14 protein-coding genes and 1 tRNA gene are annotated in these 14,719 nt (G+C 32.5%); 7 read left to right on the top strand and 8 right to left on the bottom strand.

The features are described from left to right. Positions 1-263: 263 nt before the first annotated feature. The 4 genes from gltX (at position 264) to KO515_RS00805 (ending at position 4,365) form a co-directional block, all read left to right on the top strand. Positions 264-1,778, top strand: coding sequence for a glutamate--tRNA ligase (gltX, locus tag KO515_RS00820; protein WP_215934479.1), 1,515 nt, complete (start codon positions 264-266; stop codon positions 1,776-1,778). Positions 1,779-1,837: 59 nt separating this feature from the next. Beyond that, positions 1,838-2,815, top strand: a complete 978-nt coding sequence (locus KO515_RS00815; RefSeq protein WP_215934478.1) for an SGNH/GDSL hydrolase family protein — start codon at positions 1,838-1,840, stop codon at positions 2,813-2,815. Positions 2,816-2,918: 103 nt separating this feature from the next. Next, a complete protein-coding gene (locus tag KO515_RS00810) occupies positions 2,919-3,851 on the top strand; it encodes an SPFH domain-containing protein (RefSeq protein WP_215934477.1) in 933 nt (310 codons plus the stop codon). Then, positions 3,841-4,365 carry a hypothetical protein gene (locus KO515_RS00805; protein WP_215934476.1) on the top strand — a complete coding sequence of 175 codons (525 nt, stop codon included), beginning with the start codon at positions 3,841-3,843 and terminating at the stop codon, positions 4,363-4,365. The genes KO515_RS00810 and KO515_RS00805 overlap by 11 nt, the downstream gene beginning before the upstream one ends. Positions 4,366-4,433: 68 nt before the next feature. Here the strand turns inward: KO515_RS00805 and KO515_RS00800 are convergent, their stop codons facing one another. Then, complete coding sequence (locus tag KO515_RS00800; protein WP_215934475.1) at positions 4,434-6,443, bottom strand: glutamine--tRNA ligase/YqeY domain fusion protein; 2,010 nt, start codon at positions 6,441-6,443, stop codon at positions 4,434-4,436. A 136-nt stretch (positions 6,444-6,579) separates the two neighbouring features. On the opposite strand from KO515_RS00800, the gene KO515_RS00795 reads away from it, so the two are divergent. From KO515_RS00795 to KO515_RS00785, 3 genes are all read left to right on the top strand, one after another. Further along, positions 6,580-6,780, top strand: coding sequence for a zinc ribbon domain-containing protein (locus tag KO515_RS00795; protein ID WP_215934474.1), 201 nt, complete (start codon positions 6,580-6,582; stop codon positions 6,778-6,780). A gap of 210 nt (positions 6,781-6,990) precedes the next feature. After that, positions 6,991-7,368 (top strand): dihydroneopterin aldolase, encoded by a 378-nt coding sequence (gene folB, locus KO515_RS00790; protein WP_215934473.1) that lies wholly within the window; start codon positions 6,991-6,993, stop codon positions 7,366-7,368. Positions 7,369-7,423: 55 nt separating this feature from the next. Next, positions 7,424-7,494 (top strand) — tRNA-Cys (locus KO515_RS00785). Positions 7,495-7,527: 33 nt separating this feature from the next. On the opposite strand, the gene KO515_RS00780 is transcribed toward KO515_RS00785, so the two are convergent. The 7 genes from KO515_RS00780 to KO515_RS00750 form a co-directional block, all read right to left on the bottom strand. Then, a complete protein-coding gene (locus KO515_RS00780) occupies positions 7,528-8,082 on the bottom strand; it encodes a GldL-related protein (RefSeq protein WP_215934472.1) in 555 nt (184 codons plus the stop codon). 12 nt (positions 8,083-8,094) lie between these two features. Beyond that, positions 8,095-8,778, bottom strand: coding sequence for a LysE family translocator (locus KO515_RS00775; protein WP_092445859.1), 684 nt, complete (start codon positions 8,776-8,778; stop codon positions 8,095-8,097). A 43-nt stretch (positions 8,779-8,821) separates the two neighbouring features. Beyond that, entirely contained in the window at positions 8,822-9,493 is a 672-nt protein-coding gene (locus tag KO515_RS00770) for a head GIN domain-containing protein (protein ID WP_215934471.1), read from the bottom strand. A 12-nt stretch (positions 9,494-9,505) separates the two neighbouring features. After that, entirely contained in the window at positions 9,506-9,742 is a 237-nt protein-coding gene (locus KO515_RS00765) for a hypothetical protein (protein WP_215934470.1), read from the bottom strand. Positions 9,743-9,753: 11 nt separating this feature from the next. Then, positions 9,754-10,080, bottom strand: coding sequence for a YbjQ family protein (locus KO515_RS00760; RefSeq protein ID WP_215934469.1), 327 nt, complete (start codon positions 10,078-10,080; stop codon positions 9,754-9,756). Positions 10,081-10,137: 57 nt separating this feature from the next. Continuing rightward, positions 10,138-12,390 carry a ribonuclease R gene (gene rnr / locus KO515_RS00755; protein ID WP_215934468.1) on the bottom strand — a complete coding sequence of 751 codons (2,253 nt, stop codon included), beginning with the start codon at positions 12,388-12,390 and terminating at the stop codon, positions 10,138-10,140. 237 nt (positions 12,391-12,627) lie between these two features. Next, positions 12,628-14,115, bottom strand: coding sequence for a T9SS type A sorting domain-containing protein (locus tag KO515_RS00750; RefSeq protein WP_215934467.1), 1,488 nt, complete (start codon positions 14,113-14,115; stop codon positions 12,628-12,630). Between the last annotated feature and the right edge of the window lie 604 nt (positions 14,116-14,719).

The raw sequence follows: 14,719 nt of genomic DNA, 5'->3' as shown, positions 1-14,719 counted from the left end.
ACTTAACGTTATTATCAACTGCCTAAACTACGATTTTATTTTAAATGTAATTTCGTTAAAATTGGTAAGATTCTGTTAATATGTACTGTATTTGGTGTTAATTTAGGTTGAAAAGCGCTTTTCTAGATAACTTACCTAAAAATATTAGATTTTAATTTAAATAAAACTTCACACTTCGTTCTTCCAACTTAAAATCTATAATTTTATCTTTGCGCGAGATTCTGAAATAAATTCAGAATGACAAACTATTTCTATTTTCCGTTATGTCTAAAAAAGTACGTGTGCGTTTTGCACCAAGTCCAACAGGACCTTTACATATTGGTGGTGTAAGAACCGCTTTATTCAACTATTTATTTGCCAAAAAACATGGTGGTGATTTTGTTCTTAGAATTGAAGATACAGACCAAAACCGTTATGTTGAAGGTGCTGAAGATTACATCATTAAATCTTTAGATTGGTGTGGAATGCCTTTTGATGAAGGTCCAGGAAAAAACGAAAAATTTGGTCCTTACCGACAAAGTGAGCGTAAACATTTATACAAGCAATATGCTGATGATTTAATTGCTAGTGGAAACGCTTATTATGCTTTTGATACTGCAGAACAGTTAGATGCAGAACGAAAAGACCATGAAGCTGAAGGGAAAACGTTTATCTATAACTGGCATAACCGTGAAAAAGGACGCTTGGTTAACTCTTTGATTTTAACTGAAGCTGATACGAAAGCTAAAATTGAGGCTGGTGATGATTATGTAATTCGTTTTAAATCGCCTCAGGATGAAACGTTACAACTTACAGACATTATTCGTGGAAACATGAAAATTGATACCAATGTTTTAGATGATAAAGTATTGTTTAAAAGTGATGGTATGCCAACCTATCACCTCGCAAATATTGTAGATGACCATTTAATGGAAATCACACATGTAATTCGTGGTGAAGAATGGTTACCATCTTTAGCATTACACCAATTATTGTACAATGCTTTTGGATGGGAAGCACCAGAATTTGCACATTTACCATTGATTTTAAAACCAACTGGAAAAGGCAAATTAAGCAAACGTGATGGTGATAAAATGGGATTCCCAGTATTTCCATTGGAATATACAGCACCAGACGGAACGGTTTCTAGAGGTTATAGAGAAGATGGTTATTTCCCAGAAGCGGTTGTAAATTTCTTAGCTTTTTTAGGTTGGAATCCTGGTACAGAACAAGAAATTTTCAGTTTAGAGCAATTGGTTGCTGATTTTGATTTAGCGCGAGTAAATAAAGCTGGCGCACGTTTTGATCCGGATAAAACCAAGTGGTTTAATCACCAGTATATGCAGCAACAGTTAGATTTAGATTTAGCTGAACAGTTTAAAGCCATTCAACCAGAATTAGCTGAATTAGATGTAAATTATATCGCTTTAGTGGTGGGCTTAATAAAAGAACGTGCAACGTTTGTTGGTGATTTCTGGGATTTATCTCATTTCTTTTTTACAGCGCCAACATCTTATGATGAAAAAGCCTCTAAAAAAGCGTTGAAAGAAGGCACAGCAGAGCTACTTCAAGAGGTTATTAACATTGTGACGAGAACTTCAGAATTTACAGTACAAAATCTGCAAGCCAAAATTAAAGGTTGGATTACTGATAACGAGATTGGTTTTGGAAAAGTGATGATGCCATTACGATTAGCATTAGTTGGTGCCTTACAAGGTCCTGATGTATTTGATATTATTTTTATGATTGGAAAGGCGGAAACGGTTAAACGTATTGAAGCTTTAATCAAGCAAGCTTAGTGTACCAACTAAGACCTGTCTAATTTTAAAAACTAGACAGGTCTCTGAAAATTACATTTATGAAGTCCACTGTTTTCATTTTAATCTTTGTTTTAACGCTAGTTACTTCATGTAAAAGTGAAAATAAATCAGAATTAGATTTAGTAACTAAAACATTACCGTTACACCATAAACGGGTGTTAATTTTAGGTAATAGTATTACGCAACACGGTCATTATGTAGACTTTATAGAATATTACCTACGTAAGCAATATACTGATAATCAATTAGATATTATCAGTATAGGCTTATCTGGTGAAACTATCTCTGGCACATCAGAAGATCAACGTGAATATCCTAGACCCAATGTTAGAGCACGATTAGATTCTGCTCTAGCCCAAATTAAACCAGATATAGTTATTGCTTGTTATGGAATGAATGATGGCAACTATAATCCAATAGACCCTCTTAGATTTCAAGCGTACAAAGATGGAATTTTAGAATTAAAAACTAAAGTTGATGGCATTGGTGCTCAATTAATTTTAATGACTCCTACTGTTTTTGATGCCGATCCTATTGCAGATCGTGTGTCAAAAGATGGTGAAAAATTTGACTATTGGCATCCCTACTATAAATACAATGAGGTTTTAGAAGCTTACGCGAATTGGTTGTTGAGTATTGAAACTGATGACCTACGAGTTATAGATTTACATCATCCTTTAGATTCCCTTTTAGACGATGTAAAACGAATAAAATCAGATTCCACGTTTATTCCAGATGGTGTTCATCCCAATAAAATTGGTCATTTATATATGGCTCAAACGATTTTAAACAATTTATATCCTAATATTATAATTGAACACCCTGCTTCCGAAATTAAACGTTTAGAAGCCGATTCTTTATATTATTTTGTTTCAAAAAGACGAGAATTGCGCTCAGAAGGTTGGAGACATTATATTGGATATATAAAAAATGGTGATACAGTAAAATCGGATGACATTTCTTCAACCAAAGCCGAAGTTCAGAAAATCGATATTGCTATTGCTCAATTTATGTAATGTGCTGCATTTTCTAAGCACGGTTTATTCAAATTACCTGAGTAAATCATTTTAAATATCTTATTTTTAGTCATTCGTATTTTTAATAATAAATAACATAGTTATGGGAAATTTCATTCTAGTGCCAATTATAATTTTTGGTTTAGTCATTTTAGCTTCTTCTTTTTTTATTGTGAAACAGCAAACCGCAGCGATAATAGAGCGTTTTGGTAAATTTGAAGTTATACGACACTCAGGTTTAAAGATGAAAATTCCATTAATAGATAAAGTTGCTGGCCGATTGAGTCTTAAAATTCAACAATTAGACGTTATTATTGAAACCAAAACGTTGGATGATGTATTCGTAAAACTTAAAGTTTCGGTACAGTATAAAGTGATTTCTGAAAAAGTATATGATGCCTTTTATAAACTAGATTATCCACACGAACAAATTACATCTTACGTTTTTGATGTAGTTCGTGCTGAAGTTCCAAAAATGAAATTGGATGATGTTTTTGTTAAGAAAGATGATATTGCCTTAGCTGTAAAAGCGGAATTAAATGATGCTATGATGGACTACGGTTTTGATATTATTAGAACTTTAGTGACTGATATAGATCCAGATGCACAAGTAAAATTAGCCATGAACCGTATTAATGCAGCCGATAGAGAGAAAACAGCGGCACAATATGAAGGTGATGCACAGCGTATTTTAATTGTAGAAAAAGCAAAAGCCGAAGCTGAAAGTAAACGATTACAAGGTCAAGGTATTGCTGACCAACGACGCGAAATTGCACGTGGATTAGAAGAATCTGTAGATGTTTTAAACCGTGTTGGTATTAACTCGCAGGAAGCCTCTGCCCTTATCGTTGTAACCCAACATTATGATACGTTACAAGCTATTGGAAGCGAAACCAACAGTAACTTAATATTATTACCAAATTCACCGCAAGCAGGAAGTCAAATGCTAAACGATATGGTGGCCAGTTTTACGGCAAGTAATCAAATTGGAGAAGCTATGAAAAATCAAAAAAACAAAAAGAAAAATGATGAATAACATAAAAAAGATACTACTATTTGTTTTAATAGTTACAAGTGTTAATCTGTTTTCACAAACTAAAACAGATGCTTTAAAAGATGCTAAAATAACATCTAACGCAACTTTAGAAAGTGATTATGAAACCGTTCTAAAGCATACACTCCCTTCTGTATTAGATATGATGGGAGGCAAAGATGCTGCTTTAAAAGTCATTGAGTCTACCTTTGAAGGTATGAAAGCACAAGGTTTTAAATTTGAAAAAGCAGATATTAATAGTGTGTCTGAGATCGTTAAAGAGCAAGGTCAATTTCGTTGTGTGGTTGAAGGCTACAATCAAATGGTAATGTCCGGACAGCGTATTTCCTCTAAAAGTTATCTTTTAGGCATTTATAATGAAGTCGATAAATATTGGTGGTTTATTGAAGCTAAACAATTAAAAAACGAAGCGTTAACCAATCAAATTTTACCAAATTTTGAAACGGCTTTGAACATTCCTGATGATGATCTAAAAATGGAATCCATAGAAGATTAAACCATAAAAAAACCTCGAAATTTAAATTTCGAGGTTTTTTTATTTTAAAATATAAGCGTCCACTTTAATTAAATATCGGAAGCTTCAGCGACCAATATCTCATTTTTATCATCTTTAGCCTTATCTATAAACTCATTAATAGCTTCATTTCGTTCTAAGCCATTTTTAAGTAATTCTTTTAACGCAATTAAAACAGCAACACGTGTACCTGCTTTTTTTACAGCTGTTCCAAATAACGGCTCTAAATCGTCGTAAGACACCGCTTTAGCTAGCTCTTGTATTTCTGATTTAACTTTTAGTCGTTTATCTTCAGGTAAATTGGTATATTTTTTACCAAATTGCTGAATAACACTAATAGCCGAACGTTTCTGTTGTTGCGGTTTAGGCTTATTTTGAGTTTGAGCATTCTGAGGTTTTGGCTTTTGTTTCGCCCAGCTATCTCTTAAACCAACTGTTTTATTAAATACTAATTTTTCAGATGTAGAATCATCATCCACATTAAAATAGCCTAAACGTTGAAATTGGAAACGCTCCCCTACTTCAACATCTGCTAAGCTTGGCTCTAAATAGCCCGTTTTAACCGTTAAAGACTTCGGGTTTATAAATTCCATAAAATCTTTATCCTTTTGGCTATCTGGTGATTCGTGCATAAACAAACGATCGTATTCTCTTATTTCAGCAGTAATCGCATGTTTAATAGAAACCCAATGAAGTGTTCCTTTTACTTTTTTAGACGTATCCTCATCATAGGTACATTGAATTTCTAGTATTTGACCAGTTTGATCTTTTACAACATCATTTGCTTTGATGATGTATGCATTTTTTAATCTTACTTCACCTCCAAGTTTCAACCTAAAATATTTACTTCCGGCTTCTTCTTTAAAATCGTCACGTTCAATGTAAATCTCTCTTGAAAACGGTACTTTTCTATAGCCTGCTGAATCATCTTCTTGGTTATTTTCGGCTTCTAACCATTCTTCTTTATCTTCAGGATAGTTAGTAATTACCACTTTTATAGGATCTAAAACAGCCATTACTCTATTTGCTGTTTTATTTAAATCTTCACGTATACAGAATTCTAAAAGTGACACATCAATAACATTTTCGCGTTTAGCAACTCCTACTTTCTCAATAAATTTCCGGATAGAATTTGGGGTGTAACCACGACGACGCAAGCCAGAAATTGTAGGCATACGAGGATCGTCCCAACCTGAGACAATACCTTCCTCTACCAAACGCAGTAATTTACGCTTGCTCATTATAGTATAACTCAAATTTAAACGCGCAAATTCACGTTGTTTTGGAGGCAATGGTAAGGCTTCCTTAGCGTAATTATAAATATGATCTCTGAACCAATTATAAAGCTCTCTATGCGGCTTAAATTCTAAAGAACATAAACTGTGTGATATTTGTTCTATATAATCACTTTCACCATGTGTCCAATCGTACATAGGATAAATACACCAATCGTTTCCTGTTCTATGGTGTTCGGTATGCATAATACGATACATCATAGGATCTCGCATTAGCATATTTGGACTTTCCATATCAATTTTTGCACGCAAAATATGTGTACCTGCTGGGAATTTTCCAGCCTTCATACCTTCAAATAATTCCAGATTTTCTTCTATACTTCGGTCTCTATACGGACTGTTAGTTCCTACTTGTGTTGGTGTCCCTTTTTGTTGTGCAATGGCGTCTGAAGTTTGACTATCGACATAAGCGTATCCATCTTTTATCATTTGCACGGCCCAATCATATAACTTCTGAAAGTAATCTGACGAGTATAATTCATTCTCCCATTGATACCCTAACCAAGCAATATCCTTCTTTATGGCATCTACATATTCTTGCTCCTCTTTTGCCGGATTTGTATCGTCAAATCTTAAATTAACTGGTGCATTATAGGTTTCTCCAAGACCAAAACTAATACCAATAGCTTTCGTATGACCAATATGTAAATAGCCATTTGGTTCTGGCGGAAAACGAAAACGTAGTTTGTCTTTTGGTAAACCGTTTTCTAAATCTTCTTCTATAATATGCTCAATAAAATTGAGTGCTTTTTTTTCTTCTGACATGTTTTGGGTATTAGAAAATAGAGATTAGGAATGAGTCAAATATCCTACTTCACTTAATCGATGGTAAAATTAAACAAAATGTAACATTTATACATCATTTTAGACTGATAGTGTGAATCATTAAATACAATTTAAAATGAATTATAAATGCCCAAAATGTGATAACACAACTTATGAAGTCGGAGAAATGAGAGCAACAGGTGGTACGTTATCTAAAATCTTTGATATTCAGAATAAAAAATTTAGCTCTGTGACTTGTAAAAGATGTCGTTATACAGAATTTTATAAAGCGAAAACAAGTGCGCTTAGTAACATATTTGATTTGTTTACGAGTTAGTAAAGAACGAAGACCGCTTTGCTCTTAGAAACAAGAATAAAGCCTTGTGTAGTGTTAACTGATGATAATCCTGTTTTTATTCTACTATTATGGATCTATCAATTTCTAGTAGATACCACTTTGACTATGAGCAGCAACCAAATCATATTTAACTGAATTAAAATTCTACTAGAAATTCACTTTAAGTGAACTTAGTATTATTTTTGTACTATGGGAATAATAAAAGTTGAAAATATACGCGTCTTTGCCAATCATGGATGTCTAAAAGAAGAAAACGCTATTGGTAGTGATTACCGTGTGGATATAGAAGTAAAGGCTAATTTGAAGATTTCTTCACAATCCGATGAATTAGCAGATACTGTAGATTATGTTTTTTTAAATAAAGTGGTTAGAGAGGAAATGGCTATTCCTTCTAAGCTTTTAGAAACCGTTGCGCAACGTATTTTAAATCGTGTTTTTGAAGAAGATTCCTTAATTACTAAGGCCACAATTGCCGTTAGTAAAATAAATCCTCCGATAGGTGGTGACGTTGAGATGGTTACTATAAAAATGAGCCAAAAGCGAAAAAAGCAAACCTATTTAGGCTAAAACATATATAATTTTTATATTTGCGCTCTCGTTAAATTTAATGAGACGATTAAAGGGTGTCGTGGCCGAGTGGCTAGGCAGTGGTCTGCAACACCATCTACAGCGGTTCGAATCCGCTCGACACCTCAAAAAAGAGATACTTTTTAAGTATCTCTTTTTTTATTTTATATTCTCTTGTTCTAGTTGTATCGTATTTCTTCTATCGACTATGATGTAATCGAAAATTAAAAAAATACTAAGTAATAACACTCCAAACGTAAACAACAACGGTCCATAAGGCCAATGTTGAATTTTAAAAAGTATTCCGAATACTAATGTAAAAATTGTTAATACAATCAAAATATAGTAGACTGCTTTTAAAAATTTATGCTTCCTAAATGTTCTATTTTTAAAATACGAAATACCTTCTACATAAAACCAATAAATAAAGAGTACAAAAAGTAGTATTTCAAAGATATATGGAACATAAAAAATCTGAAATACATTTGCTAAATAATTGAAAACCCAAATTAAAATCATAGCCAATTTAGCATAATCTAAAATAGATTTCTCTTTTTTATAAACAAAGCGAATAGTATATAACAACCCAACTGAAGATCCACCAATCAACATTAAACTATATGAAAAAGGCCAATGCATAATTTTGAATAAGGCACCAAAAATTAAGATAATAATGGCCAGACGTAAGGGAAAAGTTAAGATTTTAGAATTCATTTATAGATGTTATTAATCAAGCGGATTAACATTCTCTATCTGTTCAATCCCTTTTTCATAAAGATCCGGAAAAAGTCCTTGACTTAATAGTATAATACCAAAAACTAAAATCACTAAGGCCACTATTTTTTTGGTTTTAAAAATACGGCGTGGCGTTAATTTATTTTTAAGTCGTTTGGCAGCCGCTATTTTAACGAGATCCGTTAAAAAATAAGAAATTAACATGGTTACAATAAAGATAAAAACACCGTTTTCAGAACTTGTAATAGACGTTCCAATAACAATAAAACCTAACCAACCTAATAAGACACCAATGTTGATAAAATTGAGCAGAAACCCTTTAATAAATAGCTTACCATAATCTTTTTTAGGTAACTCAATTCTATGATGTTCTCTTACAATAGAACGAAATGATTTAGACGTTTTTATAAAACTAATAAGTCCATAAATCACCAACAAAGTCCCACCAAAGACCAACAATTTTGGATCGTCTTTTATTTTTTCTAAAAGCGAATCGGTACTTTTAAAAATGACAAAAATAAATACAATATCAGCGAAAATAACACCAAGATCAAATAGCACAGCACTAGTAAACCCTTTTGTAGCACTAGTTTCGAGTAATACGAAAAAAACTGGTCCAATTGTAAAGGCTAAAATTATTCCGAAGGGAATAGCTGTTAAGATATCGTCTAACATGTAAAACTTGCGATTTACACAAATGTAAGAAACTCAACGGAAATTACATACGTTTTATTCGTCCACCAAGAATTGTATTTTCGTCTATCTCTTTTGGATCACCATAAATATAAACATTACCACCAGCCTTAATTCTTACATTGGCTAAAACTGTAGCATGTATATAAGCTTCACCTCCAGCGTTTATACTCACTTCAGCGTTTTCAGTAATAAACGCTTTAGCATTTACATTACCTCCAGTATAAATAGAAATATCTTGATGTTTTGAACTTCCTGTAACATTAATAATTCCACCTGTAACGGCTCTTAAATTAGCGTAGGTTGTTTCTAACGCAGCTGTAATCTCTGCTCCTTCTTGCACTCTTAAATCGAGTTCATATTGCTTAAGCGCATCGTTTACAGTAACCTTGGCTCCTTCATTAGCATCAATTTCATCTACAGCTATAAAATAAAGTAAAACCACCGTATCATTACCATCGTAACTTTCTCTGAGATTCATCCGTATTTTAAGGGTTCCGTTGTTATTTACAACTTCGACATCCTTTCTATTTTTACCTGAAATGACCACCTTATTTTCATCGGATTCCATCATCTTAAGATTAATTAAATCAAAGACTTTAACGGTTGAAAATTCACCTATTTGTTTTTCAATAGACTCTTGTGCATCACTAGAAATCGCGAATGTAAATGCTAGAATTAGGATAATATACTTCATATTTTAATTTCTTTATTTTAAAACAATTACCTTTTTACTGAATACCCATTTGAGTTGAATTTCATCACCAGATTGTTTTTTTACAACACGTCTTTGAGGCGTTAAAATAACAGTAATAACGGCAGAAGCCACAGCTAAAACCATTTGGTTAATATCTATAAAAATTGCTTGTATGCTAAATCTTACAATAACATAAATAACGGCAAATATTAAAAAAACGTATAGGCCAGCTTTTGTACTTGTTTTCATGTGTATAATATTTAAACAGCAACTTTTACAGCTGTTCCAGTAATTGAAACAATTAAGGTATTTGTAGTTGCTAGTGTTTCTATATCTATTTGAACACCCACAACGGCATTAGCACCTAAAGCTTTTGCATTATCTTGAAGTTTTTGAAACGCTTCTTCTTTTACAAGTTCTAATCCTTTAGCGTATGCTTCATAATATTTTTGTGAACTAAACATATCCTTAAAAGACATGCTTTTTCCTTTATAAGAATGTGTAGAATTAAAAGAAATACCAGTAACTATCCCCAAATAATCTATAATGTTATGATTTTCTATGGAATTAGTGGTTGTAAGAATCATATGATAAACGTTTTATTATAAGACTTATTTTTATAAATAATGTTACAGATAGCTTCGTTACTCATCAATAGTTTCAGGTTTACCAACCATATAAAAATCCAAATGTTTCTTAGCTAAATCCGCATTTTTCACCTTTACAATAACCTCATCACCAAGCTGATACATGGTTCCTGATTTCTGTCCGATCATAGCATAGTGATCTTGGTCAAACTGGTAGTGATCGTCTTTCATATCTCTCACACTTACCATACCTTCACATTTATTAGCAATAATCTCTATATAAATTCCCCAATCGGTAACTCCAGAAATCACACCTAAAAAATCTTCGTTTTCATGATCTTGCATAAAACGAATCTGCATGTATTTAATAGAATCGCGCTCAGCTTTAGTGGCTAAGTATTCCATATTACTAGAATGCTTACATTTTTCTTCGTAAATCTCTTGATTCGCTGATTTTTCACCATCTAAATACTGCTGTAATAAACGATGTGCCATCACATCTGGATAACGACGAATTGGCGATGTAAAGTGACTGTAATACTCAAAAGCCAAACCGTAATGTCCGATATTGTGTGTGGTGTATTCCGCTTTAGACATGGTACGAATTGTTAAGGTATCTACTAAATTCTGTTCTTTTTTACCAACAACATCCTTTAGTAAATTATTTAAAGAGGATGCAATACTACCTTTATCTTTAAAGTTTAGTTTATGTCCAAAACGTGCTACAACGGTTTGAAGTTGTGCTAATTTAGATTCGTCTGGTTCATCGTGAACACGATAAACGAAAGTTTTCTCAGGTTTTTGTTTTCCTACAAATTCTGAAACTTTTCTGTTAGCTAATAACATGAATTCTTCAATCATTTTATTAGCATCTTTACTTGTTTTAAAGAATACTCCAACCGGATTTGCTTCGGCGTCTAAATCGAATTTCACTTCTACTTTATCAAAAGAAATCGCTCCGTCTCGCATACGTGCTGAACGCATTTTACGAGCGAGTTGGTTCATTTTTATAGTGGCTTGCGCCACATCAACAGACGTTTGATATTCTTCTCCTGTTAATGAAACTTCAGTAGGAATTGTTGTATCTATTTTTTCTTTATGCTTTAATACATCAACCTCATTAAGCGTCGCATTATTTTCAATAATGGCTTGTGCTTCTTCATATGCAAAACGGGCATCAGAATAGGTCACGGTTCTACCAAACCATTCCTTTTTAATTTCACATTTTTCATTCATATGAAATACCGCAGAAAAGGTATATTTCTCTTCGTGCGGACGTAATGAACACGCTCCATTAGATAAAACTTCTGGTAACATGGGCACTACCCTATCAACCAAATAAATAGAGGTGGCACGCTCATACGCCTCATCATCTAAAATAGTTCCTGGTTGCAAATAATGCGATACATCAGCAATATGAATTCCGATCTCATATAAGCCATTATCTAAAACTTTAAAGGATAAGGCATCATCAAAATCTTTAGCATCTTTAGGATCTATGGTAAAGGTTAAATCTTTACGCATATCACGACGTTTCGCAATTTCTTCAGGTTTAATTGAAATATCTAAATTATTAGCGTAAGCTTCCACCTCGTGAGGAAATTCCATTGGTAGGCCATATTCTGCCATAATAGAATTAATCTCCGTACCATGTTCTCCTGGCTTTCCTAATACCTCAACGACTTTACCATTGGGTGAATCTGCTTTTTCTGGCCAATCTTCTAGAGATACTAATACTTTATCTCCATCTTCTGCCTTATTTATTTTGTTGATAGGTACAAAAATGTCAGTGTACATTTTGTTACTATCTACAACAACGAAGGCAAAATTCTTTTTATTATGAATTTGAATGGTACCAACATATTCCGTTTTTGCACGCTTTATTATATTGGTAATTTCACCTTCTTGCTTGCCGCGATGTTTTCGTTTGTAAGCGTAGAATTCTACTTCATCACCATTTAAGGCTTTGTTAATATTGTTTGAAGCGATGAATACATCCTCTTCAAAATCGTCTGAAATAATATAACCGTTACCTTTAGAAGCAACGTCCAAAATACCTGTATGATATTCAGTGTTAACAATGGCTTTAAACTTTCCGCGATCGACTTCTTCAATCTCTTGTTTTGCTTTGAGTTGTTGAAGTTTCTTTATAATTTGATTGCGACTACTGGCATCGTTAACACCAAGTTTAGCAGCAATTTGTTTATAGTTAAAAGTTGAGTTTCTGTCTTTTTTTAAAATACTAAGAATTGTATTTGTAAGGTTGGAAATCTTATTATGTGAAGGTTTCCTTTTTTTCTTTTTTGTCATTTAATTTGTAATCATATTCATTTCCTATAAGTGATAGGAATTCTAATTTAAAACTTAATACAAGGCGAAGAGAGATTAACATTTTCACTTTGACTATGCTAGGTGACCAAGTTAATTTATTATCAAGTTTAGTACAAAGTTACGTTTTAATTTTTTAATGGTGTTTAGCGAAGGTTAAATTAATGCGAAAGCGCTGTAAAATTTACAGCGCTTTTGATTAAATGTATATTGATAATACTATTCTATAATTAACTTTTTAGAGCTTTTTCCTTTATTGGTTTCTATTTCTACTAGGTATAGACCAGAGGCTAGATTAGAAGAGTTTATAATCGATTTATTAGATATTAATACTAGTTGCCCTAGGTTGTTGTATATCTTTACATTTTGCAATTCAGTACTATCTTCTAATTGAATGGTGAATTGATTTTTTGTTGGGTTTGGATATATTTTGAAATAGTCTAATTTAAAACTTTTTGTAGACAACAATGTGCTTAAATCGTACACACGAACGTGGCCTGAATTAAGACCATTGTCATTATTAAATAGTGCACCAATAGCTACAATACTTCCATCACTAGATAAACTGACACTATAGCCGCTATAATCGGCATGTGCTTCACCATCCATATCTTGACCTAATTGTATCCATGTATCAGATACATTATAATACACACGTACATGGCCTAAATGATTTAAAGTTTCATCATTTTCATCATTTCCATCATTACCAACTGCACCAATAGCGATAATATTACCATCATCAGATAAACTAACACTATAACCACTAGCATCTCCTGCAGCTTCACCATCTATATCTTGGCCTACTTGTATCCAACTACCATTTTGATTTTCATACACGCGCACATGACCGGAATTATTGTAATTTCCATTATTTTCAGGTGCTCCAATAGCTATAATACTGCCATCACTTGATAAACTGATACTCCAACCACTTTCATCATCAAAGGTTTCACCATCAATATCTTGGCCTACTTGTATCCAAGTACCAGATACATTCTCAAATACACGTACATGACCTGAATTATTAGCATTTCCATCATTATAAGGTGCACCGATAGCTACAATACTACCATCACTTGATAAACTGACACTTATTCCACTTTCATCATATGCAGCTTCTCCATTTATATCTTGACCTACTTGTACCCAACTACCATTTTGATTTTCATACACTCGTACATGACCTGAACTATTACCATTTCCACTATTTTCCGATGCACCAATAGCAATAATACTACCATCACTTGATAAACTGATACTTTTTCCACTTTCATCATATGCAGCTTCTCCATCAATATCTTGGCCTACTTGTACCCAACTACCATTTTGATTTCCATACACGCGTACATGACCAGAACTATTACCATTTCCATCATTACTAGATGAACCAATAGCTACAATACTACCATCACTAGATAAACTGACACTATAGCCGCTAAAATCGGCATTTGCTTCACCATCAATATCCTGGCCTATTTGTACCCAACTACCATTTTGATTTTCATACACTCGTACATGACCAGTACGATAACCATTTCCATCATTATAAGGTGCACCAATAGCAATAATACTACCATCATTGGATAAACTAACGCTATGACCACTAAAATCTTCTGATGCTTCACCATCTATATCCTGCCCAATTTGCACTTGCCCAAAACTTAAAAAAGGAATTAAAATAAATAAGCGTAATAATTTTTTCATATCATTTAGATTAAAGTGATTATAAGAGCAAGATAATATTTAAATAAACAATTCTGAATTTTCTATATATAAAGATAAAAAAACGATGTTATCAACATATATATACATATAATCAGTTTTCTTTTAAAATTTAAAAAAATAAATAGTGGTTATTATAGGATGTTAATAGTGGCTATAACTTTTTGAAGTTTTATTTTGATTCTTCGTAGTTTACATTTTACAACATTTTAGTTAACATTAAATTTACATCTAATCGCTTCATTTTTAAGCTTCCTTAAAAAGCTATTAACATCTGTTAATAACGATTGTTAATAGAATTGACTAATATGTATTTTAAAAAATACTGTTCATTTCATAAAATTTTAGTTTGATAACTTATTTTAAAAAAATGGCTAACTAATTAGGATTTTAACTTTCTATTTTGGCTTGTAAAAATATGTGGATAATCCTAATTTTAATTTTAAAGAGTTGTGAACAGTTATTAACAATTAAAGGTCATTTTATTCAGAGTTATGAACAGTGTTAATTGCGTATTAAAAAAACGTCTTCTACAAACCTAATATTTATGAATAAGTAAGTTCTTATAAGTTATGCTTACTTGTAA

This window comes from Winogradskyella psychrotolerans (assembly GCF_018860545.1).
GTDB lineage: Bacteria > Bacteroidota > Bacteroidia > Flavobacteriales > Flavobacteriaceae > Winogradskyella > Winogradskyella psychrotolerans_A.
This window is presented reverse-complemented; position numbering and strand designations above follow the sequence as displayed.